This window comes from Bdellovibrio sp. BCCA (assembly GCF_037996825.1).
GTDB lineage: Bacteria > Bdellovibrionota > Bdellovibrionia > Bdellovibrionales > Bdellovibrionaceae > Bdellovibrio.
In genome coordinates this window covers 1,548,298-1,574,365 of record NZ_JBBNAC010000001.1, presented here as the reverse complement: position 1 = coordinate 1,574,365, position 26,068 = coordinate 1,548,298, and the positions used below count along the sequence as shown (strand labels likewise).

General features: G+C 43.2%; 29 protein-coding genes and 1 tRNA gene. 8 read left to right on the top strand and 22 right to left on the bottom strand.

Going from position 1 to position 26,068, the window contains the following annotated elements; all coding sequences use genetic code 11:
• The 9 genes from galE to AAAA78_RS07705 form a co-directional block, all read right to left on the bottom strand.
• Nucleotides 1-984, bottom strand: a complete 984-nt coding sequence (gene galE, locus AAAA78_RS07745; protein ID WP_340591214.1) for a UDP-glucose 4-epimerase GalE — start codon at nt 982-984, stop codon at nt 1-3.
• 5 nt (nt 985-989) lie between these two features.
• Entirely contained in the window at nt 990-1,820 is an 831-nt protein-coding gene (locus AAAA78_RS07740; RefSeq protein WP_340591213.1) for an N-acetylglucosaminyltransferase, read from the bottom strand.
• Between the two features lie 20 nt (nt 1,821-1,840).
• Entirely contained in the window at nt 1,841-2,845 is a 1,005-nt protein-coding gene (locus AAAA78_RS07735; protein WP_340591212.1) for a hypothetical protein, read from the bottom strand.
• Between the two features lie 9 nt (nt 2,846-2,854).
• Nucleotides 2,855-4,189 carry an MBOAT family O-acyltransferase gene (locus AAAA78_RS07730; RefSeq protein ID WP_340591211.1) on the bottom strand — a complete coding sequence of 445 codons (1,335 nt, stop codon included), beginning with the start codon at nt 4,187-4,189 and terminating at the stop codon, nt 2,855-2,857.
• 174 nt (nt 4,190-4,363) lie between these two features.
• Nucleotides 4,364-4,699 carry a helix-turn-helix domain-containing protein gene (locus tag AAAA78_RS07725; RefSeq protein WP_340591209.1) on the bottom strand — a complete coding sequence of 112 codons (336 nt, stop codon included), beginning with the start codon at nt 4,697-4,699 and terminating at the stop codon, nt 4,364-4,366.
• 30 nt (nt 4,700-4,729) lie between these two features.
• Nucleotides 4,730-5,044 (bottom strand): hypothetical protein, encoded by a 315-nt coding sequence (locus AAAA78_RS07720; protein ID WP_340591208.1) that lies wholly within the window; start codon nt 5,042-5,044, stop codon nt 4,730-4,732.
• Nucleotides 5,045-5,285: 241 nt separating this feature from the next.
• Nucleotides 5,286-6,365, bottom strand: coding sequence for a CDP-glucose 4,6-dehydratase (rfbG, locus tag AAAA78_RS07715; RefSeq protein WP_340591206.1), 1,080 nt, complete (start codon nt 6,363-6,365; stop codon nt 5,286-5,288).
• A 4-nt stretch (nt 6,366-6,369) separates the two neighbouring features.
• Nucleotides 6,370-6,678, bottom strand: coding sequence for a hypothetical protein (locus AAAA78_RS07710; RefSeq protein ID WP_340591204.1), 309 nt, complete (start codon nt 6,676-6,678; stop codon nt 6,370-6,372).
• 71 nt (nt 6,679-6,749) lie between these two features.
• Nucleotides 6,750-6,971, bottom strand: a complete 222-nt coding sequence (locus AAAA78_RS07705) for a BrnA antitoxin family protein (protein ID WP_340591202.1) — start codon at nt 6,969-6,971, stop codon at nt 6,750-6,752.
• A gap of 170 nt (nt 6,972-7,141) precedes the next feature.
• Between AAAA78_RS07705 and AAAA78_RS07700 the strand changes: the two genes are divergently transcribed.
• Both AAAA78_RS07700 and AAAA78_RS07695 read left to right on the top strand, forming a co-directional pair.
• Nucleotides 7,142-7,525, top strand: a complete 384-nt coding sequence (locus AAAA78_RS07700) for a hypothetical protein (protein WP_340591201.1) — start codon at nt 7,142-7,144, stop codon at nt 7,523-7,525.
• A gap of 64 nt (nt 7,526-7,589) precedes the next feature.
• Complete coding sequence (locus AAAA78_RS07695; protein ID WP_340591199.1) at nt 7,590-8,540, top strand: hypothetical protein; 951 nt, start codon at nt 7,590-7,592, stop codon at nt 8,538-8,540.
• 84 nt (nt 8,541-8,624) lie between these two features.
• On the opposite strand, the gene pstB is transcribed toward AAAA78_RS07695, so the two are convergent.
• From pstB to AAAA78_RS07675, 4 genes are all read right to left on the bottom strand, one after another.
• The gene (gene pstB / locus AAAA78_RS07690) at nt 8,625-9,392 is read right to left on the bottom strand and encodes a phosphate ABC transporter ATP-binding protein PstB (RefSeq protein WP_295902734.1); all 768 of its coding nucleotides are present in this window, start codon (nt 9,390-9,392) and stop codon (nt 8,625-8,627) included.
• A 5-nt stretch (nt 9,393-9,397) separates the two neighbouring features.
• On the bottom strand, nt 9,398-10,270 hold the full coding sequence (pstA, locus tag AAAA78_RS07685; RefSeq protein ID WP_413944813.1) for a phosphate ABC transporter permease PstA: 873 nt from the start codon (nt 10,268-10,270) through the stop codon (nt 9,398-9,400).
• Nucleotides 10,271-10,356: 86 nt separating this feature from the next.
• A complete protein-coding gene (pstC, locus tag AAAA78_RS07680) occupies nt 10,357-11,232 on the bottom strand; it encodes a phosphate ABC transporter permease subunit PstC (RefSeq protein ID WP_340591196.1) in 876 nt (291 codons plus the stop codon).
• A 72-nt stretch (nt 11,233-11,304) separates the two neighbouring features.
• On the bottom strand, nt 11,305-12,306 hold the full coding sequence (locus AAAA78_RS07675) for a PstS family phosphate ABC transporter substrate-binding protein (RefSeq protein ID WP_340591195.1): 1,002 nt from the start codon (nt 12,304-12,306) through the stop codon (nt 11,305-11,307).
• A 118-nt stretch (nt 12,307-12,424) separates the two neighbouring features.
• Here AAAA78_RS07675 and AAAA78_RS07670 point away from each other — a divergent pair, with 118 nt between their 5' ends.
• The gene (locus AAAA78_RS07670; RefSeq protein ID WP_340591193.1) at nt 12,425-13,954 is read left to right on the top strand and encodes a PAS domain-containing sensor histidine kinase; all 1,530 of its coding nucleotides are present in this window, start codon (nt 12,425-12,427) and stop codon (nt 13,952-13,954) included.
• Here the strand turns inward: AAAA78_RS07670 and AAAA78_RS07665 are convergent.
• Together AAAA78_RS07665 and AAAA78_RS07660 are read right to left on the bottom strand one after the other, a co-directional pair.
• A complete protein-coding gene (locus tag AAAA78_RS07665; protein WP_295902710.1) occupies nt 13,948-14,397 on the bottom strand; it encodes a Fur family transcriptional regulator in 450 nt (149 codons plus the stop codon). The genes AAAA78_RS07670 and AAAA78_RS07665 overlap by 7 nt on opposite strands.
• A 35-nt stretch (nt 14,398-14,432) precedes the next feature.
• Nucleotides 14,433-15,158: an EI24 domain-containing protein gene (locus AAAA78_RS07660; RefSeq protein WP_340591191.1), complete on the bottom strand. Its 726-nt coding sequence runs from the start codon at nt 15,156-15,158 to the stop codon at nt 14,433-14,435.
• A 54-nt stretch (nt 15,159-15,212) separates the two neighbouring features.
• Here AAAA78_RS07660 and AAAA78_RS07655 point away from each other — a divergent pair, with 54 nt between their 5' ends.
• The gene (locus AAAA78_RS07655) at nt 15,213-15,806 is read left to right on the top strand and encodes a histidine phosphatase family protein (RefSeq protein WP_340591190.1); all 594 of its coding nucleotides are present in this window, start codon (nt 15,213-15,215) and stop codon (nt 15,804-15,806) included.
• On the opposite strand, the gene AAAA78_RS07650 is transcribed toward AAAA78_RS07655, so the two are convergent.
• On the bottom strand, nt 15,798-18,131 hold the full coding sequence (locus AAAA78_RS07650) for a fatty acid cis/trans isomerase (protein WP_340591189.1): 2,334 nt from the start codon (nt 18,129-18,131) through the stop codon (nt 15,798-15,800). The two genes, AAAA78_RS07655 and AAAA78_RS07650, sit on opposite strands and share 9 nt — an antisense overlap.
• A 102-nt stretch (nt 18,132-18,233) precedes the next feature.
• Here AAAA78_RS07650 and AAAA78_RS07645 point away from each other — a divergent pair, with 102 nt between their 5' ends.
• Nucleotides 18,234-18,752, top strand: a complete 519-nt coding sequence (locus AAAA78_RS07645; RefSeq protein WP_340591187.1) for a hypothetical protein — start codon at nt 18,234-18,236, stop codon at nt 18,750-18,752.
• On the opposite strand, the gene AAAA78_RS07640 is transcribed toward AAAA78_RS07645, so the two are convergent.
• From AAAA78_RS07640 to AAAA78_RS07615, 6 genes are all read right to left on the bottom strand, one after another.
• Nucleotides 18,749-19,738: an HD-GYP domain-containing protein gene (locus AAAA78_RS07640; protein ID WP_340591186.1), complete on the bottom strand. Its 990-nt coding sequence runs from the start codon at nt 19,736-19,738 to the stop codon at nt 18,749-18,751. The two genes, AAAA78_RS07645 and AAAA78_RS07640, sit on opposite strands and share 4 nt — an antisense overlap.
• Before the next feature lie 57 nt (nt 19,739-19,795).
• On the bottom strand, nt 19,796-20,545 hold the full coding sequence (locus AAAA78_RS07635) for a tyrosine-protein phosphatase (protein ID WP_340591184.1): 750 nt from the start codon (nt 20,543-20,545) through the stop codon (nt 19,796-19,798).
• Between the two features lie 57 nt (nt 20,546-20,602).
• Nucleotides 20,603-21,190, bottom strand: coding sequence for a mobile mystery protein B (locus tag AAAA78_RS07630; protein ID WP_340591183.1), 588 nt, complete (start codon nt 21,188-21,190; stop codon nt 20,603-20,605).
• Nucleotides 21,147-21,659: a mobile mystery protein A gene (locus AAAA78_RS07625; RefSeq protein ID WP_340591181.1), complete on the bottom strand. Its 513-nt coding sequence runs from the start codon at nt 21,657-21,659 to the stop codon at nt 21,147-21,149. Before AAAA78_RS07625 ends, AAAA78_RS07630 begins: the two co-directional genes overlap by 44 nt.
• A 249-nt stretch (nt 21,660-21,908) precedes the next feature.
• On the bottom strand, nt 21,909-22,424 hold the full coding sequence (locus AAAA78_RS07620; RefSeq protein WP_340591179.1) for a GNAT family N-acetyltransferase: 516 nt from the start codon (nt 22,422-22,424) through the stop codon (nt 21,909-21,911).
• 6 nt (nt 22,425-22,430) lie between these two features.
• Nucleotides 22,431-23,354, bottom strand: a complete 924-nt coding sequence (locus tag AAAA78_RS07615; protein WP_340591177.1) for a polysaccharide deacetylase family protein — start codon at nt 23,352-23,354, stop codon at nt 22,431-22,433.
• A 115-nt stretch (nt 23,355-23,469) separates the two neighbouring features.
• Here AAAA78_RS07615 and AAAA78_RS07610 point away from each other — a divergent pair.
• The 3 genes from AAAA78_RS07610 to AAAA78_RS07600 all read left to right on the top strand — a co-directional run bounded on the left by AAAA78_RS07610 (nt 23,470) and on the right by AAAA78_RS07600 (nt 26,041).
• Nucleotides 23,470-23,546: transfer RNA gene (locus tag AAAA78_RS07610), tRNA-Pro, on the top strand.
• A 37-nt stretch (nt 23,547-23,583) separates the two neighbouring features.
• The gene (locus tag AAAA78_RS07605) at nt 23,584-23,994 is read left to right on the top strand and encodes an NUDIX domain-containing protein (protein ID WP_340591176.1); all 411 of its coding nucleotides are present in this window, start codon (nt 23,584-23,586) and stop codon (nt 23,992-23,994) included.
• 100 nt (nt 23,995-24,094) lie between these two features.
• Nucleotides 24,095-26,041, top strand: a complete 1,947-nt coding sequence (locus AAAA78_RS07600) for a hypothetical protein (protein WP_340591175.1) — start codon at nt 24,095-24,097, stop codon at nt 26,039-26,041.
• Nucleotides 26,042-26,068: the final 27 nt, after the last annotated feature.

Below are 26,068 nucleotides of genomic sequence, written 5' to 3'. Positions count from 1 at the left end.
TTACTTGCTAAGCGTCTTTTCCCAATTCAAAGCCGTACGGCAAATTGTATCAATATTATTTCTTTTCGGAACCCATCCTAGTAGAGTCTGCATCTTTCGAGAATCCGCAACAAGACTCGCAGGATCTCCTGGACGACGAACTGCCTCTTCAACAGGAAACTTAGTTTCTGCAATATTCAATGCAGAGGATATAACCTCGCGCACAGAGTATCCTTCTCCGTAGCCGCAATTTAAAGTGGCACTTTCCCCACCTCTTAAAAGATACTCCGCACCTAATACATGAATATCAGCGAGGTCCTCGACATGAATGTAGTCACGGATACAAGTTCCATCCGGCGTAGGATAATCTGTCCCAAAAATTTTTAGTCCCTGCCTCTTACCGACACCAGCCTGAGACGCCAAGTGCACAAGGTGATAAGCATTCGCCGTTCGTTGCCCATTAGATCCATCCTCTGAGGCACCAGCGACGTTAAAGTATCGGAAAATTACATGATTGATTCCAAGCAAGTCACCGATATCGCTCAACAACCTTTCGCTGATTAATTTCGACCAACCGTAAGGATTTAAAGGACTCGTCGGCGTGTTCTCTGAAATAATTCCGTCAGTACAAGAATCACCGTACACCGCTGCCGTTGAAGAAAAGATAAAATTCTTAACTCTACTTTTTTCACAGGCTTTTAAGAGAGACAGTGTTCCGCCCACATTATTGTCGTAATATTCCACGGGCTTTATAAGAGATTCCGCAACATTCAACTTTGCCGCAAAGTGAATCACAACTTCTGCGCCAACTTTCTTCATAACTTCCGCCACAAAGTCAGAATCTCGAACATCACCAAAATAAAACTCTGCCTGCTTTGGAATTGCTTCTTCAAAACCAGTGTTAAGGTTATCAATGACCGCAACTTTATGGCCGGAGAGCAACAGTTTTTGAACGGTGTGCGAGCCGATATAGCCCGCGCCTCCAGTAACTAAAACACGAGCCATATAAGTTACTCCCCGAGAATTAAGTTTGCGTATTTAGAAGTATTCTGCTGCACGTATTTTGGCAAACGATCTAGTCCAACACGCTTAAACTTCATCGGACGGTTAAAAATATCTTTGCCAGCACGAACATGAGATTCGACCCACTGAGGATTGAACATTTCCTCTGTCATATATTCAGTGTGACTATAGGCCTTCATCTTTTTAAGGATCATTTCGGTCCCACCCATGAATGAAAAGTGCCATCCCCCATCCATAACCATTGTATGCTCCTTATCTTTATAACTTCGATAAGTACGCATTTTGTGAGGCGTATACTTTTTAAAATAAGAGTACGATGCCATCACAGTTCCATGCCAAGGAATATAGTCCTTGTACATTTTGTTTGGTTCTGGATGCTCATATGCCAAGTTATTTAGATAGTAATAGAATAGCTCTTGATAAAATGTTTTGATTCCTGGGGTCTGTAAATACTCTGTGATTTTTTCTGGAGCTGGAATTTCATCTACGTCAGAAAGCAAAATCACATCGTCCGGCTTACAATTTATCAAATGCTTCGACAAAGCATTACGCTGATAATCTTCACGATCCCAGTTACTAAACAGACGAAGTTTACACCAATTGATTTTTGGAAAATCCTCAACAACCACATGCATGATTTTTGGTAGAAACTTCGCGAAGCGTTCTTTGTTTTCAACGTAGAATAAAGGCTTGTCTGTTCCACGGAATGTTTTTTTAGATTCGATGATAACGAACTTATCAACAACATCGTTAAGTACATTCAGGCGGATTTCTAACAAATCCAATTCATCGTAGAAAACAAAACAATCGTAAACCATATTCTTCCTTAGCAACCAGCTTAGAGAGCTTTATCAAGCATTATCATCATTGACTTGCAAGTTGGGTGAGCTCCATCATCCCAAAACGCCGGCCCTTCGTCATCCCCTGGAATTCCGTTCCAAAAAGAACTGACACGAATTCTATCTGACTGCAATGAATTAAGATAATCAAACCATTGTTGATGCAATTTTAAAGAATCCGGAGCATCTTTCGCTAGCCGCGCCATAAAATCGGGATGAAATGGAGGGACCAAAATCAAAACTTCAACTCCGTCTTGCGCAAGCATTTGTACGGATTGCCTTAAAGCCTCCACATAAGAATTATTGAGCCTAGAACGAAGAGTCGGGCCGAATGTGGAGTAACTAATGTCCACCTCTTTGGAAAGAACCTCCGCAGGAGTTTTTCCTTTAAAATCCGGAGATGCGCAAGCTTGGTAGTCGATATCCACACCACTTTGCGGAATTTCAAAAGTCTGAGTCAGACTTTTCTGTGCCAGTGACGCCTCAAAACTGTTGTGATCAATCAACCTTTGCAAAGACTCAAAACGATTCTTAAGCCCTCCTATTTCGGAAAGCTCTTGAGTAAGATACCTGCGTAAAACAGGTGTCTGTCGAACTTTCACGTCCGTTACCTCTCCAGCTACTTCAAAGTAATCGGCAATCCAGATAACTTTTTTTAGAGGTAGTTTGTATTCTTGTGCTATTCGCAACAATGCAAGCTTAAGTAAAACGCCAGCTCCGCCTTTAGAAAGATTAAGTGTTTTCATTCCAGTCCGGCTCTGTACCCAAACTTCCGGAGTAGTCTGCCCTCGAGACGACCCCAGAATAATAACCTCAGAGTCAGGATTAGCTGCAATCAATTGCGCAGCCTCGTAGTACACATTCTGTGTAGGGCGCTGAACTTCTATGGAATCACAACGATAGTAACACATAGGATCCGCATAAAAATTAAATGCGGCAACTCCTCCCAATAAAAGAATCGCAAAGAATGCAAAGGACAATATTACTTTTATCGTCTTATCCATCATCCCCGCCTAAAATTGGAAGTAAAGAAATGGGGACTCTTCCCCCATATAGGCCAAACAAATAACAAACATCAAGGCCAACAAGGCTGCACGTAAATACGAAGGAGTGAATTTCAGCTCCCAAGTGTTCTTTGCAAACAAAGCCGCTAACAATCCAATACCCATTGATGCAAAAAAACGGTCTTTATGTTTTAACGGAATCAGCGTGATATCCCAGCTCACTTTTCCATTGAGGAAAAATACTTTTTGTAGCCACAGAATCGCCTGTTCAAGATTGTGAGCACGGAAAAACACCCAGCCAATGCACACTAAGAAAAACGTCAGTGTCCAACTTAAGTATTTATTACTAATCACATGCCAGCCACGGTTTTTAAAGAAGCGCTCAATCCCAAGAAGCACACCATGAAAACATCCCCAAATGACGTAAGTCCAATTGGCTCCGTGCCATAGCCCACCAATCGCCATCGTAAGAAATAAGTTACGATAGGTCTTAATGGCCCCTTCGCGATTTCCTCCCAAAGAAATGTAAAGATAATCTCTCAACCATGATGACAACGTAATATGCCAGCGCTGCCAGAATTCTGTGATGGATTGTGACTTATAAGGAGAATTAAAATTCGGTGGGAACTGAATATTCATCATCAGCCCCAGCCCCACGGCCATGTCAGAGTAGCCGCTAAAATCAAAATAAATCTGCATTGTGTAGCCGATCATCGCAATCCAAGCTTCCGCTGTTGATGCTCCAGCCATATTCATGACCAACGGATCCACGACGGCGGCAATACGGTCTGCAATTAACATTTTTTTCGCAAGACCAAATACGAAGAAATAACAACCGTTCCAAAAATTATCTGCGTGAAAAACGTAGGTCTTTGAACTTTCAAGCTGTGGAACGATTTGATTATGCCTTACCAATGGACCTGAAATTTGATGCGGGAAAAGGGTCACGTAACCTGCGAACTCCAACAAATGGGCGTGCGCATCTGAAACCCGACGATATACATCGATCACGTAAGACATGGACTGAAATGTATAGAATGAAATACCAATTGGTAAAACGACATTCAGAATAGGAAGGACTTCTGCGGAAGCTCCACCTAAGTGAAAAAGTCCGTTCAACGAATCCGCGAAAAAATTGTAGTATTTAAAGAATCCTAAAACGGAAAGGTTCGCAATGATTGACGTTAACAGCAGCGCTTTTCGAACTCTCTGTGTTTTTGCGTAGTAAATATTTTTAGCGATGTAAAAATCTAGAACAACTGTGAAGAGCAAAAGAAATACGAAGGTTTTGCTCCAATATGCATAAAAGAAAACGCTCGACAGAAACAGAAACCAAAGCTGCATTTTCTTTTTAGTGATTAAGTAATAACCAAGCAAAGTTATTGGCAAAAACAAGAAAAGAAACGAATACGAATTGAAAAGCATGCCACTTGAAATAATGGATGCCTAAGTATTTGTCTATTCAGATTCGAAGCGCCGCGACGAGTTGGGGCGCCAATGAGAATAATCTTATTTATTTCATCCAATTTTCTTTTTTAAAAGAGCCTGCCCTCGCTTCGCTATCGCCCTTAACTCCTCGCTCGACTTATTAAATCCTTGCGGATACAGCAGAAGGCTTGGATGGATACCGAAGAAAGCAGCCAACTTTTCAGCATAGTAAGAAGACATTTCAATTTTTTCGTTTTCAAGTGCACTTAAGTTCGTAATTTGAATTCCTGTTACATCAGATACATCTTGAAGAGTTAAATCAAAATTTGTTCTAAATGCCCGACAAGTTCGACCTGGGCTCAGCGGAGTGGGATCCAACTCATTTAAAAAGTCTTTGAAAGATTGCACTGATTTATTTGATTTCACGATATAAACTCCTTTCTCCCATATCAGACCTCAATATTTATGATCTGGTGTAACTTTTAAAATTTCTATAATTTGAATTTTGTTATCCACTACTTTATAAATGATGCGACCCAATCTACTAAAACTTGAAGATCGACATCCTTTTAAGTGACCATCAAGATCGTGATCATTCCACAAATTCACTATTCTTAGTTCACGATTTAACACATCAGGGTTCATTCGATCCCCTCTACCCCACACTTGCCTTAATGAATCAGGCCCGTATGTTTCCACCTGCTCAACCCACTCTTTGATAACTATAATGTCATCAGTTGTTAGGCGACCAGCTTGGAAGTCTTTTTTCATCGAGACATCCACACTGGGAGCTCTTTTGATAGTCCATCTCATGCAGCTGCTTTCTTATTTTTAAATATAAGTTATTTTTAACTATAAGTAAAGTTTCAAATATAGGAATGTCCTTGCTGCATTCTCATGCCAAGCCCCAAACGCAAAGACATGAATTCTGAAAAACAATGTATTTTCAATCACTTAGAGCAGCATGCAAGCTATTGAAATGAACTTGGATCTTCCGAATCCCGGAAGGGTATCACGACCCAACAGAAAAATATTCTCTTACTGACGCAGTCAATTGCTCTGGTAAGGAATTTCCAGAAAAGTATTTCTGATACCATTTGGAAGTCTCAAGCAAAGCTTTCGTTAAGTCCCAAGAAGGAGCCCAACTAAGATCTTTTTTAGCCAACTCGCTATTAAGTCGTCCATGCAAAGACAAAAAAGATTTTCCTGTATTTTCAGATATGGAAGACCATGTTGTTCCCCATACCTGACTGAACTCCTTTATCACCTCACCGACACTCTCATACTCAGCAGCACCCAAGTTGTAAGTCTCAGCAAGTTTCGGCCCTTTCACATACAGCGCTTCGGCCAGTTTCAAAATCCCATCAACCTGATCTAAAACATGGATCCACGGGCGCACTGATTGAGGATTGCGAATATCAAAAGGTTTTTTATTTAAAAAACTCTGCACTGCTTGCGGGATCAAAGACGTTTCAGAAAAATCTCCGCCCCCAATGGCAGAACCAATTCGCGCCGTCGCAATGGCTATTTTATGTTTATTATATTTTTCCGGAGAGAAAAAAGTATTCCGATAAGAAAGAGCCGCAAACTCAGAACAAAGCTTCGCTGTCGGTAAAATGTCTTGAGCCGCAATTTTATCCGTTTCCGACAACGCCTTATTATCGGCTGCCCGAGAATAAACTTTATCTGAACTAACAACAACCACGGAGCGCACAGAAGCCGTTTCACGCAAAAGCTCCATCAATGTTGCTGTTCCTAAAACAGATTTAGAAAAAATCTCTAGCGGTTTTTTTTCAGCTTCCGTTAGAAGACCTGTTTCCCCCAGATGCAGGACAATATCCGCTTGGGCAAACTGCAAAACCTGACGGAAGGCCTCTTCGTCACGAAGGTCTCCGTACGTCATAGAAATACGCTGAGCTAAATTAGTGAGATCAAAAAGATTGGGAGTCTTCCCCGCCGTTTCAGAAAATCCAAAAACCTGAGCGCCAAGATGCTCTAAAGCTAAAGCCATCCACGCGCCCAAAAAACTTGTCGGATAAGTGATAAAAACCCGCTTGCCTTGCCAGAATGAAGACGCGGTTTTGCCGTCCATAAGATTAACCGAGAAGACCTTGCTCAACGCCTTGCCCACGGTGCTCTGGGTGAACCCAATGAGCCAGCACCTGATCTTCAAACTTCCAGTAAAAACCAATGGGATCGGTTTCATAGATTGCTACACGAAGCACGCCTTTGCCTTCAGTTGCTTTCATCTTAAGCAAAGTCTGCGCAAGAGAAGCTTGATTCAGAACTCCACTGCTTGCAGACGGAATACAATGTTCTTCATAAAGGCGAGCTAACAAAGAGAGCTCAACAAGATTGAACAGCGATTCGCGAATAAAATATTTGTCAGAGTGAAGTGCTTTCATACACAAAAGCCTAACGGCGGAATCATTTAGCTGGCACTTATTTCTGAGTTATGACGCATCGCCTAGAGGGACTACTTCTTCTTTCTTGCCCAACTCAAATCCGGCTGAAGATTTTGGCGCACACAATCTTTCAGAAATAGATTAATCAGCGTTTGATAGGGAATTTCTGTTTCGTCGGCTAAGTTCTGAAAATACTCGATAACATCTTCATCTAAGCGAATGGTCGTTCTAGTTTTTAATTTTTTTGCGTAAGGATTTTTTTTCGCCTTACCAAAATCGTATTCCTTCTTCATGAAGGCAGCCTATCACTGATTTGATATATGTACATACAATATATGCACGCTTGAGAAACAACCGATCTCCGGAACAATATGTGTTAACTCTCAACTCCCCGCATCGAAACACCGTGTCTTGACCCATCCACAGAGCACTTTCAATATGGCCACACAACAGGGAGCCCAAGATGGATGCCACAGCACAAGGGGAAAAAGTTTTAATCCAAGCCAACGTTGGTGACGAACGTCGCACTGACGGTTTTGTTTACATAAAGCATTTCTCTCCACCTGAACGAATGTCGCAAGCTCTTAAGAAACTGGCTCTGTTTTGGGGGATTGCTCTTGTTTCGGTTCTTATCCCCGTTTTCCATTTTGTGACGGTTCCTCTTTTCTTTTTTCTGGGACTGTTCTTTGCGCGACGAACTTATAAAAGCGAAGGCCGCGTTTTAAGCGGAGAAACCCGCTGCCCTCACTGCCAAACCGAAGTGAAAGTAAAACCCGCCGAACTTCAATGGCCGATCACGGAGATCTGCCAGAACTGCGCGCGCGTCGTTCGTATCGAAAGAATATAGTTCCCACTCCGAAATAATATTACGACTTGTAAGGCGTCAAAGAGGCTTCTATGCTGAAAAGCGTATGACAAAAGCCTCTTGGATATTTTTTGCCTTTATCTTTTTTACGCTTTCATCGCATGCCTTTGAACTGACTTCGGGACTGACACCTCCGAAGATGCAAAAGACGATGCTGAGCTACTCAGGACTTTTTCACGACAAATCGGATTTTCCTCAAGAGCGCGCTTCGACGTCTTACCAATCGATGAATTTTATCGCACCAGTTTACAAAACCGACGACGAGGCAGTGTCATTTTCATTAAGTGGTTCACAATTTTCCGTTCGTCCGGCGCAAAATAATTTTTCAGAACTGTACGACATGCAAGTCGGCCTTGGTTACACAAAAGCTTTAGACGAACAACGCCTTTGGTCTGTCTCCGCACGCTATGGATCTGCGAGCGACAAACCATTTGAAGATTCCACGGTCACAACACTGGGGATCACTGCATTTTATTCTTATCCAAGCGACGACACCAGCCGTTGGCTTTTGCTTGTAGACTATTCAAACAACCGTCCGATACTAAACGAAATTCCACTTCCAGGCTTTGCTTACTTCTATGCTCCTTCAAAAACTTTCCGCGGAGTTTTCGGCGTTCCTTTTGCTTCAGTAAACTGGGACTACGCTGAAAAATGGGGGCTTGAAGTCTTCACTCTCGTTCCCTGGGTTTTCAAAGGCTCGATCAATTACAAACTCAATGAATACGCTCGTATTTATACGGGACTCGATTTTTCGCAAGTCACTTATTATTTGTACGGCAGAGCCAACCGCAACGACCGCTTGTTTTACGACGAGAAAAAAATTTTCTTAGGTATTAAGTCTCCGCTTTCAAAATCTGTTTTCGCAGAGTTCGAAGCAGGACACGCCTTTGATCGCGCCTTCTTTGTTGATGAAAACTACACAACGGATCCCAAGAATCCCGTCGACATCGGCAACGCCTTTTACGGCAAAGTCACTTTAAGATTTGTGTTTCTTTAACTTAAGAGACAGCTCGTCCATAAGTGATAGTATCAAATGATACTATCATAACCTGGCGCGTTTCAAAAAGGTACGGCGTACCTTCTATCCGAAACGGCCTGTGATGTAGTTTTCTGTGCGTGGGTCTTTTGGGTTTGTAAAGACTTGGTCGCTGGCGCCGAATTCAATCAAATCGCCCAAGTACATAAACGCTGTGAAATCAGAGACACGGGCTGCTTGATGCAGACTGTGCGTGACAATGGCAATCGTCACCTCTTTACGAAGTTCTTGAATCAGTTCTTCGATGTGACGAGTGGAAATCGGATCAAGAGCGGATGTTGGTTCATCCAACAACAAAATCTCGGGCTCTGTTGCTAAGGCACGCGCAATACAAAGACGCTGCTGCTGTCCACCTGATAAGGCTGTCGCAGATGAGTTCAAACGATCTTTCACTTCATTCCAAAGACTGGCTTGTTGCAAAGAGCGCTCAACACGTTCTTCGATAAAACTTTTCTTTTTTACGCCACGAACCTTGAGGCCGTAAGCGACGTTTTCATAAATACTTTTTGGAAACGGATTTGGTTTTTGGAAAACCATTCCGATACGCATGCGCACTTCCATAGGATCAATTTCTTTACCCAGGATATTACGACGATCCGGGTGAAGTAGGATTTCCCCTTGATAGTTGGCATTTGGATAAAGGTCATGCATGCGATTAAAACAACGAAGCAATGTCGTCTTCCCGCAGCCTGAAGGTCCGATCAAAGCCGTCACACGATTTTCGTAAACCGGCAAAGTCACGCCGTTGAGGACTTTTTTATCCCCGTAAGAGAAAAGCAAATTTTTAACTTCGGCACGAAGCTGTAGTTCCATAGTCATTACCACTTCATCTTTTTACGGAAGCGAAGGCGCAGATAAATAGCTCCTCCGTTCATAATCAAGGTCATCAACAAAAGAATGACCCCGGTCGCCGCCGCATTCACGTGAAACTCAGGCTGAGGACGCGACAACCAGTTAAACATCTGAATCGGCATCACGGTAAACGGATCCATGAGCCATTTAAAATTAACAAAAGGAAAATGCCCCTCGACAGGAGGAGTTGGCAAAAACGCAATAAACGTCAAAGCCCCAATCGTAATCAAAGGAGCTGTTTCACCAATTGCGCGCGACAAAGAAATAATCACGCCCGTGAGAATACCCCCAGAGGAGTAAGGCAGAATATGATAACGGATAGTTTGCCACTTACTCGCCCCCATCGCGTAACTGGCTTCACGGATGGTGTTTGGAATCGAGCGAATCGCTTCACGAGTGGTCACAATAATGATCGGCAAAACCAAAAGTCCTAATGTCAGACCCGCCGTCAAAATACTTTGTCCTAGTTTTAACTTATAAACAAAAAGCCCCAAAGCCATCAGACCGTATGTGATCGAAGGAATCCCCGCCAGATTGATGATATTCAGTTCAATTAATTGCGAAACCCAATTTTTCTTTGAGTACTCTTCAAGATAAACGCCGGCGGCTACTCCCAAAGGAATTGCGCAAAACGCCGTTGTCAGCATAATGCAAAACGAGCCCACCCACGCTGACAAAATCCCCGCTCTTTCAGCAAATCGCGACGGAAAATTGGTGAAGAATTCAAAATTAATACGAGGCACACCGGTGATCGCGAGATCGATAATCAAAGTCAAAAGTGTGACCAAAGCAAAAAGCAAAGACATTAGTCCCAAGACAGCAAAAATAAAATCCCACATCTGACGACGTTTGATATTGCTCAGAATATCTTCTTTTGCTTCGATGGCACTGGGTTTTGAAATTTGCTGAGACTGTGACAATTCCATCACTCTTTCTCCTGAAACTTCTTACGAAGCCAAAGGCCGATCACGTTAAAACACAACGTTAAAACAAGAAGACTTAAGCCCGCGACGTAGATCGACTGATAACCAATAGAACCGTGAGGCAAATCACCTAAGCTCACTTGCACGATAAATGCCGTAATCGTTGCCGCAGGTTCTGTGGGATTCAAAGTCAGATTTGGTTGCATACCGGCAGCAATCGCCACAACCATGGTTTCACCAAGCGCACGGGAAATACCTAAAATATACGCTGAAGAAATTCCCGAGAAAGCTGCAGGAATCACCACGCGAAATGCTGTTTGCATGCGAGAAGCGCCCACAGCAAACGAAGCCTCACGCAAATGTCCAGGGACTGAGCGCATAGCATCTTCACTAAGACTGCTCACATAAGGAACGATCATGATTCCAATCACAATCCCTGCACTTAAAACGTTAAAGCCCCCCAAAGATGGAATTACCTTTTGCAAAAGTGGCGTAACAAATAACAAAGCAAAGTAACCGTAAACTACCGTCGGAACCGCCGCTAATAATTCAAGAAGAGGTTTTAAAATTTCACGCAAAGAAGGACGGATGTACTCACTTAAAAATGCCGCTGCCACAGTTCCAAGTGGAATTGCTACGGACAAAGCAATCACTGTTGATAGGAAAGTCCCACACAGAAGAGGCAGAATTCCGTAATGAGCATTTTCAAAAAGAGGTGTCCATTCCGTATCCGTCAAAAAATCTTTCAAAGACACATGACTAAAAAACGGAATGCTTTCCACAACCAGAATTCCGACAATTCCAGCTGTCACAAGAACAGAAGAAGCTGCCGCTAAGAAAAGCACCGTTTCAATGGCGCGTTCTCTTAAACGACGCATCCGCCGGACCGGGTGGTCGGCGGATGTAAATTCAGATAGTTTTTTGAGTTGGCTTTTACTCACAGGGATAAACTACAACGAACCTTCACGTTTCATCAACTCATCAATTTTAAGACCTACTTCAGAGTGACCTCCGAAAACAGTTCCTAGCTTGCCTTTTTTAACGTGTTCTTTGCCTGTTTCGTAAGCTTTCGCTGGCAAAGCAACGTATTTCACTTGAGGAACAACCTGTGCGGAGTTGCTCAAGTAGAAGTTCACGAAGTCTTTAACTTCTGCTTTTTTCAATGCCGCTTCGCTTACATAAATAAAGATCGGACGAGACAATGGGAAGTAAGTGCCTTTTTCAACTGTCTCACGAGAAGGAGGAACGGCCTCGTTCTTTTTAGGAGCTTTGTCGCCGCCAACAATAGCTACAACTTTAAGCTTCGCTTTATTCTCTTCGTAGTAAGCAAGAGGAACGTAACCCAATGCGTACTGATCATTAGCAACGCCCGTTACAAGAGTGTTGTCATCTTCACTTGCCGTGTAGTCACCACGAGAAGATTTCGCTTTACCAACGATCGCTTCAGTGAAGTAATCAAAAGTTCCAGAGTCAGAACCCGCACCGTAAAGTTTCAAATTTTGTTTTGGCCAAGCTGGGTTCACATCGCTCCATTTAGCGATTTTACCTTGAGCTCCTGGCTCCCACATTTTTTTAAGCTCTGCCACAGACAGAGATTTAACCCATGAGTTCTTTGGATTTACAACAACCGCTGTCGCATCATAAGCGATAGGAATTTCGATGTATTTTACACCGGCTGCACGACAGGCTTCCATTTCAGAAGTTTGGATTGGACGAGAAGCATCTTGAACATCCGTTTCGCCACGGCAGAACTTTTTAAAGCCACCGCCCGTGCCAGAGATACCTACTGTCACGCGAACTTTTCCCTTTTGTGCCGTTTGAAACTCCTCAGCCATGGCTTCCGTGATAGGAAACACAGTGCTGGAACCATCAATCTTAATAACTGGGACTTGGGCATGGGCCGCAGAAGCACCCACCACAAAAGATAAAGACAGAATGATATTCTTCAACATAAACTCTCCTCAATATGGCTAAAAGATCTAGCACCAATATGCCGCCCTGTATTGTTAGGGTTTTATTATGATTTAGCCGTTTCGCGTTAGGCAAAAGCCGGGTAAACTAAACAAAGTTATGGATAAAAAACAACTTCAAGACGAAGCCGCGATCCTTGAGAAAATCAATAATGCTATTTCCGATAGCATTTATATTTTTGATCTTAAGGAAGAGAACCTTATTTGGCTTAATAAACGCGGTCCTGAACTTTACGGCTACACCCTTGAAGAAATTCGCCGCATGGGGTCTGAGTATTATGCTCGGACTATGCATCCGGACGATATTCCCTCTCTTCGCGAAGGTGTTGCCAAATCCCGCAATCTCAAAGACGGCGAAGTTATGTCGCTAGAGTATCGATTTAAAGATCGTGACGGTAAATATCACTGGCACAGTGACCGTATCACAGTTTTTTCCCGCAACGAAGCCGGCGAAGTGACCGCCATCTTAGGTGTTGCAACGGATATCAATGACCGTAAGGAGTTTGAAGAAACTCAAAAAAAGACCATTGAAAAACTCAATCTGTCTTTGTCGGCAGCCAAAATGGGAACGTGGGAGTGGGATGTTGAGAAAAATCAACTTCTTTGGGACCAGCGTATGTACGAAATCCACGGTGTCCCGAACATTCCTTCCATGAATCCGCTTGAAGAAGTCTGGAAGCGTTCCAATCGTGAGGACATGGAAATCGTGAATATGAAAGTCCAAGAAGCTGCTGAGAAACATCAGGACTTTTATGTCACGTATCGTATCACTCACAAAAATCAAGAAGTGCATCACATTCGCTGTTACGGAAAATATCTTTCCAATGAGTCTTCACAACGCATGTACGGTGTCGCGTGGGATTCTACAGAGGAAATTCTAACAGAGCAGCAGATCAACGAGGCCAAAGCGAAATTGATTTCTGCAGCAAAAATGGCGGCTCTTGGTGAAATGTCTGGCGGCATAGCTCACGAGATCAACAATCCCCTCACCGTCATTCAGGCGAGAGCTTTTCAACTTTCGCAAATGGTGGAGAACGGCAAGACAGATCCCGAAAAAATCAAGCAAGCAGCTGAGAGTATCAGTCGTACGGCAGATAAAATCGCCCGCATTGTCAAATCTCTCCGCTCTTTTGCGCGAGAGGGAGCTTATGACCCTTTTGAAGTCGTTTCACTTAAACAAATTATCGACGAGACATTGGAGTTTTGCCGCACGCGTTTCTACAATCACGGTGTGGAAATTGAAGTCGGAAAAATTGACGAAGAGCTGGAAGTCGAATGCCGATTGATCCAGATCGAACAAGTTCTTTTGAATCTTCTTAATAATTCTTTTGATGCTATTCAATATTTGGAAAATAAATGGATTCGTATTTCAGTAAAAGAATGGGTCGACTCCGTGGAAATCACCGTCACCGATTCGGGTCCTGGAATTCCCTCTGATATTGCCAATCAGATGATGCTTCCTTTCTTTACGACCAAAGAGGTTGGCAAAGGAACCGGTTTAGGTCTGAGCATTTCTGCAGGAATCATGCGCGCTCACAAAGGTTCATTGAGTTTAAATCACAATTCTGCCAATACGAGTTTTGTGATTCATTTGCCAAAATGGCAGCAAGAAGAAGCTTTAAATTATTGACAGCGTGAACACACGCCAAAGAAATCCAGACGATGAGAGACCTGCTTGTAGCCCATGGTCTCAACCATTTTGATATGTTGATCAAGATCGCAAATATGCAACGGTTCAACTCGTTGGCAAAGACGGCAGATCACATGGTGATGGTGGTGACCGGACTCAAGAGTCAACTCAAAGCGCGCTACACCGTCACCAAATTCCAAACGCGAAACCAAAGCCGCTTCTTCAAATTTTTTAAGAATACGGTAGATCGTAACGAGGTCCATGCCGTCTGATTTGTTATCGAATTTTTTAAAAATTTCATCGGCTGAAATGGGCTCTGGATGATTGAGCAAAATCTTAAGCAATTGACTGCGCTGAGAGGTGAGTTTCATCCCCGCTTTGCGCACTCTCTCGTTGAGAGAATCAATATCGATATTTTTTCGCTCGTGGCCGCACTTCGTCATGCCCCATAGATACACCAAAGGCCCTTAAAAATCCACTAGGTTTCGCCACTTCGGCGCTCTTGCAAAGCATTCAGGCCATAATAAGTGTAAGAAAGTGCTGATAAAACCGGAACAAAGAAGATCGCTAGCGGGATATATGAGAGGAGTCCTAATAAAAGCCCCAATCCATAAAGAGCTCCTGATTCTTCACGCTCAATGGCTTTTCGTTCGTCAGGGCTCGCGTAGTCTTGAAGAACGTCATAAACGAAAATCTTTTTGTTAAGCCATGCCGTAAGAAAAAGTGGAACAACGACCTGACACCCAGGAATAAGCCACAACGGCAAGGTCACAACAAAGGCCACGATAAAAATTATCGTCGTCCAAAGCGTATTCCACAAACTTCCTACCGTGGTGCCGCCCTTTTTCTTTTCAAGATGCTTAAAATCCGAACCTGCCACTCGTGAAAGAACAATGGGCATCACAAAAATAGATGTGAGTAAAACAGCGCCTAAATACGCTAGAGGAATAAACACAAGAATAAGAAAAATCACCGCCGTCCATGAGGCAAAACCGTTAAGTCCCGTGAGACTTTGCAGCCACTGAAAAATCGACATCTGCGCAAGAAAGTTCCCTAAGCCTGTCACCCAGGCTGACCAGAAAATAACAAAAAGAACAAAAAATCCGAAGACGGATAAGAATGGCGGCAACAAAATCAACCAAAACATTTGAAGACGCAAAAGAGAATCAAAGGCTTGTCGAAAAGCTTTTAAAATAGCAGTCATATTTAGATCTTTTCCCTTTCCGTTCCCTCTGGCAAGTGCTTCAATAGGGGCACTATGCCAAGAATCATACACATCTTTCGACATGGGCAAACAGACTGGAACAATCTTCGTCGCATGCAAGGCCACACTGATATTCCTTTGAATGAAGAAGGCCGCAAACAAGCGCAAAGCTTGCAGACTTTCTTTAGTGAAAATCCCATTGATGTTATTTTTAGCAGCGATCTTGTCAGAGCCCAAGAAACAGCCCACATCGCAAATGCTCACTTAGACCGCCCGGTGCATCTTTTGACGGAACTGCGTGAAGTTTCTTTAGGTGTTCTTGAAGGTATGATTCAAGATGATGTTCACTCTCAGTTCGGCATGGATGCATGGCAAAAGTGGACATCGATTGATCCAGAAAATTTAGATTTTCATTTTCCTGCGGCTGAAAGCGCTCGTGAGGCCATTGCACGCTTTGATTCCGCTTTAAGGAAAATCTGCAAAGAACATGTTTTTAAGAATGCGGCGATTTCTACTCACGGTTTTGTGATGAGACGATTTCTGCACATGCTTCGCCCCGATCTCACAGAGATTCTTCCCACCCCGAACTGCGTGGTTTACACGGTTCTTTGGGATGAGAAGAGCGAAAAATTTTCTTTCTTACTTTAATTCGTAACGAGTCAGATCCAAGTAGCCAAAATTAACTGGATCCGTTCTTTTCTGATGAGCCGTCATTTCATCATAGTGCATCCAGAAAGACTCTTGAGATCTGTGCACGCCAAAATCTGTGACAAGCTTTTGATAATCCTTGGCTGATTTTATTTTCTTAACGGCACTCACAAAAATCGGAAGATTTTCTTCCTTCACATCGAAAATCATATTCGGATAAGAGCCCCAATAGCCTTCACGTAATGTCAAAGAATCTTCTTTCGGAGCCATTCGCAGTGATTCGCCTAAAATCCAAGAAATGTTTTCGTGCTCTTTATTGTGAATTAAAGAGAAAACACGAATGTCTCCTTTAGCCGGTTGAATCTTAAGATATGCAAAGTCCGGAAAGAAACGCGCAAAAGGAGTGTCATTGGCGGCCTTAACAGATGCTATCTTTCTGAGCTCAGCTTCCACGCCGGAAACCTTCCATTGGTTCTTAAGACTTTCAGGAACTTCCAAAACTTTCCAGTTCACAGTATCAAAAGAACCACGGACTTTTTCATTCATACGGTAAAACAAAATCTTTTCGACCATTTGTTTTTTTGTACTTTTGCTGTCCTCATTAAAGCGTACTCCCGTGGGCTCGGCCGACCCCACCGTAGGGAAGATGTATGTCATCTTCGCTTGCGCCAAAAGGCCCTGATACCATTTACGGCGATAATCCAGACGCTGTTCCGGCGGAAGGAACATCAAGAAAAGCTCTTCGGCCTCCATACGAATCATGTCCATATAAACGCGAGTTAGAAGTTGATGGCTGATGTTTCCAAAGACGTCGAAATTCACCACAAGATTGTAAACGAGACGCTCAAACAAGGCGTAATCCATCACAAAAGCCGTCTTTGATAAGTCTCCAACAGCTCCTTTTAAAACAACGGCGTTGTCGTTATGGCGGAACACGGTCAAGACAGCGTTCGGATTTGTTGTATCACCGTTCCAAATATCGCTGAGGTCATACCCTTGGGGTTTTAATTTTTTAAGCCATTCGGTACGAAGTTTTCTATAATTTTCGCGATGATCAACTAAGCGTTTTAAGAATACCGGTGTGTCTTTGATTTCAATATCACTTCCCCACACTCCCGGCATCATAAGAAGTCCCTGAGCCTGCCCTTCATATTCTTTTGATAAAAGCATATTGTCAGAATCAGGATTCAAGAAAAAGACGTAGAACTGTTCCTGAATCGAATTCACTGCCATGCTGCCGTTACAGACAGGTCCCTTAATAAAGGTACTCACGTGGTATTGAGCATCGTCAAGCAAGAACAGATAACGAGCCTTCACCGGGATTTGATTAAAGGCGATGAACGGATTTTCCGCCACGCCCGCTTCATAGCTCGGTAGCGTTTTTACCTCCCACTCTGTTTCCCAAAATAGTTTTCTATAACGAGCTAGTTTGGCAGCGTTCCATTCATAGGGAATATGAGTTTTCATGACGACTGTGCCGGGGAATTTTTGAAGACAATAAAAGAAACGTTTAACTCCTGGGTCGTCATTAGGCCTGCGAGTGGCAATCTCTTCAATACCGTGAGAACAATTTGTTTTTGAGCGCACCAAACGGAAGAATTCATTTTTCTTTTCAGGGAAATAGATGTGAGCCAGAAACAAATGCTCATACAAGTAACGACTGACGAGCTGGTGCGAAAGAGGCTTTTCGTTTAAAAACTTCTCCCATTCTTCGATCTGCTTTTGTATTTCAACAGGATTTTTCGCCCACTCTTTTTTGGTTTTTTCTAAAGGACCCGGAGCGCCTTTGGTAATCCACGTTTCAAGCATTTGGATTTCAGAAGCGCTTAAAGTCGGTAAACCATAGGGCATGCCTAATTGCGGAGAGCTTTTGGCTACAGTGGCAAAGTCGGTCATGGTGGCAGCACAGACTTGAGTGTCAGCGACTTGCTTTTCAATGGCTTTAGCCGGATGTTCTTGGCGCAGTTTCAGGAAACTTAAAAAAAGATTTTCCTCAGGCTTTTTAGAGGTATTGACGTCGTAAAATCCACGTTTTCGCCATTCGGAAACACCGTGCGCATCGATCCAGATTCGTGAGGGTTCTACACTTTTTGTGCGCGTTCCATCATAAACATTAAGCTTATTTGCACCACGCTGGAACGCCTCATAGTTCTGCAAATTAAGCTGGCAGGGGGCATTAAAGCAGCTGTGGCAAGCTAAGCAGCGATTGTCAAAAATCGGCTGCACCTTATGGGAATAAAAATCCAGATTCGGTTCATCCGCATTTGAGACGCTCATCATCAGAACTGAAATAAAACAAAGCATCGCCGCCGTAATAAATTGCATATTTCTACACTCCCCGTGTATTCTGCAAATATAAAACTCTTTCTTGATTATGGGAAAGACAAAGTAACGAAAAAAACTGAAGAAAAAACAAAAGAGGCTCTCATGGAAAAAATCCCGTTTCAAACTGTGCAAAATTCGATTGATAAAATCTGCAGTATCACGGAAGAAAGTGACCTCGAAAAAGCCTCTCAACATCTTTTCGAAGTACAACCTGATCTTGCGGGTTTCTTTATGGAGTTCATCGAAGACATGAGCGAAGGCGCTCAAGACTTGGGTTTCATGATGGCCCTTATCCTTAACAAATCTTTTGAAGAGCAGTATCAAAACCTACGTAAAATGAATGAAGAAGAAGTGGTTGAGCGTTTTGAGAAAAACGAAGCAGAGTTTGAAAAATATCTGCAAATCAACGATGACGTCATCGCTGACCTTCAAGAAAAATCAATGAAAGAAGGTCAACCTGAGATTTTGAACTACATCATTGAAGAGCTTTTCATGTCTCCGGAATTAGAGCCGGCCTTGGAAGCCAATGAACAAGTTCATTTGTTCATCATTTGCAAATTCTTTGTTGATTGCTTGCATGAGCTTGCTAACGAAACAGCTCCAGAGCTTGTTCGTCACTAGATCACTTTCTTAACAGTCGCAGGAGCAGGCCCTTGCAGGGCTTGCTTCAAAGCCACAAATGCGGGCTTATGAAACGGCTGTCCTAACGTCACTTCAATAAATTGAATCGCAGCTATAGCACTTTTAGGATGCGGATTATTCGGTGATTGCATCACAATCTCTGCAAAACAATCGGCTAATGCCACCACACGGGCAAAGGGATTAATCTTTATATCGCGCAAACGACGAGGATAACCCTGCCCTGGCGCGTTTTCATGATGCTCTAAAACGATAGAGATAATATCGTCAGAGATCGAAGGCATGCTTCTTAAGATTTCAACACCACGGTGGACGTGAGACTCATAAGTCGCGGCCTGATCGCGGCTCATAGCGTGTCTTGGCATCTCTAGAATTTCATCGGGAAGCTCTTTCATTCCGACGTCGTGAAGCAAGGCTCCTAGAGCTAATTTCTCTAAGTTTTGTGCCAGCGTCCACTTCATGGATTTAGCGATAATCACAGAGATCGCTGAGACCATCATCGCATGACGAATCAGTTCATCGCTGAGGTTTGACATCATATTAATGACAGCCGCGATATCAGGCTTATTTTCAACCAGCGTTTGAATGGATTTACTGACGATCTTTGAATGCTCTAAAGCTTGGTGATCAAAACCGAGGTGCTCAATTTCTTTAAAAATTGAATCTGCGGCCTTAGACAGAAAAAGCGTTTTCTTTTCTTCGCTGATTTTGTCACTGTCGATCACAATGCCTGCAACGGTCAACGTTTGCCCAACGCATTTGTGATAGTCTGAACGGCGCACGTAAAGCCATTCCGCTTTTTCAGGAAAGTGCATTTGATCAAAGCTGACCTTGGCACCTTCCTTTAAAATCATCACATAATTTGTTTCGGAAAGTTTAAGGAAGATATCAACCGGCACCTGCGTGCCCGCAATAAATTCGTCCCTGGAAACTGCAACGTAATCGTCCGGATTGAACTTCGTGTCCATGTCTCACTTATCGGTCATGCGAGACAAAGCTAGAGGGAGCGTCTCAGTTTGAGACGCTTATTCTAAGAATTTTGTTTGTAAACTTTGGCGTTTTTCTGAAGAAAGCGAGAATTCATTCGCAAAATAACTTTCCATACTTCCGTAACGCTTTTCAATCTCCCCAAACGCAGCATGAAGGAACTGCTCATTGGCCGACATCATATAGTGAAAACGCTTTAAAGCTTCGGTACTAAGACTGTGCTCAATTTGGTTAAGAATCTTTATACGGAAGGGATGAAGTGTTTGTTCAGTTAAAAGATAATCTTCAACGACCGTTTGTTTTGGAACTCCCAAAGACAACAACAGCAAAGCCGAACCTACGCCCGTGCGATCTTTTCCCACCGCACAATGCTGAACCAGGGAACCGTTTTGCAAGTTTTCAACTCTTTGAAAAAGTTTTTGATACGCAGGATTCGCAAAAGGAAGACGTTGATACAATGTCTCCATGAAATCTTTTGGCAAAGCTTCGAGCCTTTGTGATGTAAAGAAATCACCATCATCCGCAGAGGAGGCATGACTTGCCGGATTCGCCGGACAGCATTCATAATGCACTCCCTGCCACAATTGATCTTTGTCGTTTTCAGATTCGTGATGATCGCGGTAGTCGATGATGTGTTTTACCGGAAGGGTTTGCAGAACTTCGCAATCTTTCATTGTTAATCTAGAAAGAGACCCTGAACGAAAGAAGTGTCCCTTTTTCACACGACGGCCGTCTGCTGTAAGATAACCACCGAGATCTCGAAAATTAATGCCACCTTCTAATTTCATTCGGAACTCCTCTTTACAGAAAACACTATGATAACACAATTGATGGTAAAAACCGTGTTAGCTTTTCATAAAACGAATCAAAGGATCATAGTCTTGATGCTGGTCGGCGATTTTAAGAGCTTTAATATAAGTCTCTCTTTTCTCACCCATTCTTCCTAAATGCTCTTGGCCCCAGGAAAAATTTATTCCCTCATATTGCCTCATCAAGAGATCCGCTGCCAGACGAGAAAACCGTCCATTTCCATTGGGAAATGGATGAATCCACACAAGACGATGATGAAAGCGGGCGGCGATTTCTTCCATGGAAAATGTTTGATGAGCGAGCCAAAACTTCACGTCATCTAAAAGAATCGCCAAATTATTTTGAATGGATTCGGGAGAAACGCCGATGTTTGTTTCTTTTTTTCGAAACTGTCCGGCCCACTCCCAGGTTTCTTCAAACATTTTTCTGTGCAAAAGACAAAGCCCCGAGGCACTAAGAAGATCTTTCTTTAAAGTGCGGCTGTTAAAAGCCCAAAGCAGCGCTCGCGCAATTCCAGCGGCCTCAAACTCGTCAAGCTCCCCTTGGGTCGTAAGCCCCGGAATGAGCCCGCGTAAAGTTTCATCGTCGAGAGGCGTGGCCCCTGGAGGACTTTGGATTTTCACTTGGCGCTCTCCATATTCTGCGATCCTCTTTCAACAATAGTTCCTGCACGATGTTTTCAATCAATTGCTGTTGCGACTGGCGCGACGTATTTTGCTGCTCCAGTTGCATCGTGTGCTCTGTGCTGCGCACGATATCTCGCGCGGCTTTACGAGCTTGTTCTTCCAAAGTGCGCTGCAGTCCTTCGCCCTTGGGAACAAAGAAATAAACCAAATCACAATTGAGCGCTCCGGCTGTCTCTTGCAGAGTTTGTAAAGTCAGCTTCCCTGTCACTTCATCTTTTTCAATGCGCTCTACTCGTTGTTTGATCACTCCGAGTCGCTCTCCAAGATCTTGCATCGTCATCCCAAGAGCCTGGCGGATCTCTTTGACCCATCCGTACTTAGGCGCTTTGCCAAGAAGAAATGTCTTATGCTCGTTAAAAAATCTATCGAGCTGATTTCTGCGGAGCTTTGCCGTCTTTGTTCCCATAAGGCCACCTTATTAGTCTATCTATATGTAGACATATAATAACATATCGTCTATATATAGATAGACCTTTAGATATAAAAAATCTATTTATATATAGACAAATATAAGCGCTTTGGGATTTTTAACTCTAGAAAGAGCCTTCAATAACGATACAAAGGCCAAAGACTAGAGTCAAACGAATATGTAAATTATGTGTATGTTTAAGAAAAGGTCTAGGGTTTTGATTTAAAAATCAATATATGTCTTGAACTAAGTATTGATCCAGTAGCGACGAACATATTCCTCCTTAGTTTCGTCAAAAATTTTGTTCTCTAAAGAACCGCCAAATTTTTCAATGATTCTCCACGACGCCACATTGTGATCGGCACAGGTAATTAGTAATTTTTTAATTCCGAGTTTTTGGCAATATTGAAGCCCTTGACGGAATATTTCGCTCGCGTACCCTTTTTTGCGATGACGAGGACTTACGGCATAGCCGATGTGCCCGCCTCTTTCCAGGAGGTAGGTATTCAAACTGTGACGAATGTTCAAGCGTCCCACAATTTCTCCGTCGACAAAAGCGTAAAGCATGGACGATGGAACTCTGTTTGGAGGAATCTTCTTTGCATCTTTCGCGTCTTCGAGAATTTGCAAATGCTCTCTATGAGACATCCCCGGCTTCCACTCAAATGTGTACCAAGTAAGGTCTTCACCTTTCCAGTCTTCCATGCCCTTTAGAAAAGCCGCTTCGTCTTGCAAGGTAAGCTCACGCAAAATCAGATTCATAAAATCCTACTGGCAAATTGTTTGAAGTTTCTCTTCCGGATAGTCTTCGTATTTCTTTAATCCGACATCTGCTAATTTTAAATTGCGCGCATTCATGAACTGATATGTGAGTTCAGATCCTCGTTTTGCAGGCAAAGCCGGATCTAGAGAGTACACTTCATCTTTCTGTGCTTCAGAAAGTGGAATAAACTCCACACCCTTTTTCTTATACTCCGTAATAAGCTTATCAATCATTTCTGCATCGAATGCACCGATATGCAGAAGCAGCACATGCGGAATGCTGCGCTTAAAGAGAGACTGAGAAAGAACTTCCGCACGATCCAGCATGTCTATCGCATTTTTGATGTACGTCTGCTCTAGCCATGCAATGGATTCTTGATCTTGCTTTGCCACACAACGAGAGTAAGGGCCGTTCCAGCTCCAATCTTCAAAATCAATTGTCACTTGCGCTATTTGATATCCATGATCTTTCAAGAAACTGCGGATAGTATTTCTCGTTTCAAGTGTCTCCCCTTCACGCAGATAAGGATAACGGAAAAATTTCCAGTTCGATTTACCACTTAACTGTTTCAACATGGGCTCATTAAGTTCGATAGATTTTTTATAATCTTCCAGAGAAACTTTGTTGATATCCTCATGCAGATAAGTGTGATTGCCGAAAGGATATCCCGCTTTTTTCCAAATTTTTAAAACTTCTTTAGACTCATTTTTCTTTTCGACTTTACCTGCATTAATGAACCCATAGACTTCAGGGATTTTATGTTTACGAAGAACCTGGGTCATTTTCTTGGCGACCATTTCACGCGTCACCCCTGGAGGAAGATCTTGATGTGTGGGAAGATCATCGACAGTGATAGCCACTTTGATGGACGCAAATACAGAAACCGCAACAAACTGAGATAGCACAAAAAAGAGAAAAGATTTTTTCATAGAACAAGCATAGGATTCCCAACAACACTTTGTCCTCGTATTTCACACAATTGACATGTCATGCCGCTCCTTGCGCAAGTTAAATGTCATTTAATAAACTTAAGAACAACTTGATCTGCGCGTGGCTCAGCTTGGTAGAGCACTTGCTTGGGGTGCAAGAGGTCGCTGGTTCAAATCCAGTCGCGCAGACCACTTCACTTGCCACGGAGCAATTATGAGTGCCCCCTCAATGAAACGTTTCTCCGCAGGAATTGTTCCCATCTTCAAGGAAAATCACGAGATTTTATTTTTACTTTTGCGCTCTTACAACTACTGGGACTTTCCCAAGGGCGAAGTAGAAAAAAACGAAGATCCTCTCGCCGCTGCCAAACGCGAACTTCAAGAAGAAACCGGCATCGAAACAGTGCAATTTCCTTTCGGCGAGGTTTACAAAGAAACTCCTCCTTACAGTCAAGGAAAGGTGGCTCGCTATTATATTGGCGAAGTTAAAACCAAGGATGTCACCTTAGGAATCAACGAGGAATTGGGACGCCCCGAACATCAGGAATATTGTTGGGTGAACTACAAAAATGCCAAAGCCCTTCTTGGAGATCGCGTGGGCGCTATTCTTGATTGGGCGAATGAGGTTTCCAAGATTTAGGACGGAATCGTCCGAATACCGTCCATAAAGCAATATATTCGAATACAGCGCGGCACTGACATTGAAATATCCGGTTTCATAACTAAAATCGGAGGTTCCAATGAACTACAAAAAACGACTTCTTCCCCTTCTTGCCTGCACAGCCCTGATGGCTTGTCAGAAAGACAATTCCACGAATAAAGCCCTAACACCTTCACCGATCAATCCTAAACCCGTCGCCGAGACAGATTACAAAACTCCAAAAACCATCATCGATGAGAAAACAGGTCTTACCGTCACAACTCAAGAAGTGACCGATGAAGCCTTAAAACGCCTTAAACAAGAAGCGCAACTCACAACGCTCACTCCTTTCCCCGTAGATCCCCGTTACAATGCCCAGCTCTTTACATTAGATCAAAAAGAGTACGGAGATTTTGTTTTTATTGCTCCCAAAGTTTATGCTTTCTCCACCGCTGATGGCGCACGCGTTTCGATTCTTGAAAATGAAGATGGCACCGTGAGCATTCCATTTCATGTCACCATGGTTTCCGGTCTTGAAAACAAAATCCCGGGTCCTAAAGGGCAAGATCTTATCAATGTGCCTGAAAGTTATTTGATTAAAAAGACGGATGACCTTAGAACTGAGATCTCTTCGCGCAGTCGCAACAAAGTCGCCTTGCTTCCCGGATGCCCTAAGGCTTTTTCAATCAAGGTTGTTGATCGTGAGTTCGATGTCACGCCAAAAGACCTTGCTGTTTCTGACTACTGTGACTTAACGAAGCCTTTCACCGTGGCGTTACGTACAAGCAAAAGCATGGCGCAATATATTTTGCAAAGTGCACTTTACAACAACACGGTGGATCTGCGCGCCGACTACCAAACGATGGTTCCTTATTTAACTTCTAAAGTGACGGTGACGTTTGACAAACGCCGCATCTACGATGAATTGGAAATTCACTTTAAAGCGAACTACAAAGGCATTGCTTCAGTCGATGCCCGCTACTACACAGAAAAGATCATGCGCAATCAGACGTTGAGTGTGGATATCCGCGGCAACTACGATCAGCAATTGAAATTCGCTGTGGATCAAGCGATGGAGCTTTTCTTTGTTAACGTTCCTGATGTAAAAAAAGTGGAGTTAGAGTGCTCGGGAGCCATGGCGTGCGTTACGTTCAACCGCGATTATCGCGACTTCCAACAAAATCTTTCATTTAGTTTCGAAAGAACGGAAAACACTTTAGGAAGCCGTGTTTTTAGAAGCACAACGCGCTTGCAACCTCTGAACGACCGCTCTGTTGTTATCGGCGAAGCGTCTGCGGAAGTCGCAGACCAGGGCCTCAATCGACCATCTCTTTTTAACAATGATTCATCGATTGAAACAGGATTGACGATTCAGCAAGGTGATCTTTTAGAGATTTCTCCCAGTTATTTAAATATCGAAGAACGCGAACTTGAAAAACCGAAAACAACAAAAGCTTCCAATAACGTTTGTGTTGAAAGCTCAACGAAGTCTGTTTGCCATTCAGTTCCTGCCACTTGTATCAATAGATCCGTAGGCCCTGAAGTGGCATCGTGCCGTCGCGAAAATGTCTGCGAAGAAGTTAGAACTTGTGGACGCTATGAAGATCAATTCATTGTCACGACAGAATATTCTTCAAGCCTCTCCCGCATGAGAAAAGTGGAACGCCCCGTAGGACAGTTTAAAGAAATCTATGAAGGGCTAACTTTGAAGTTCACAGTGGCGACTTACGAAAAAAATGAAACAAAGTTCACGGACGTAGTTTGCCCACTAAGATACTTCCAGCGCGAGGGCAATGGTGACAGTTTGACAGTGAGAATTGAAAATCAACCGGGCTGTGAGATCTTTAAAAAGAATCAAAATCTACCGATCTTACACATTAAGAACGACATTCAAATGCCTAGAAAATTCCGAACGGGTGTCGACAAAGTAAACTGGAAGGGCGAAGTCTTGCAAAGACACTCCGAAGAGACTTTTAATCCTAAAATTGGTTTTGGCGGTACGATTCGAATTCGCGGCTATAGAATTGACAGCCAACATTTAAACTAAGAAAAGGCGGTCTCCCTTCCGGGAGAT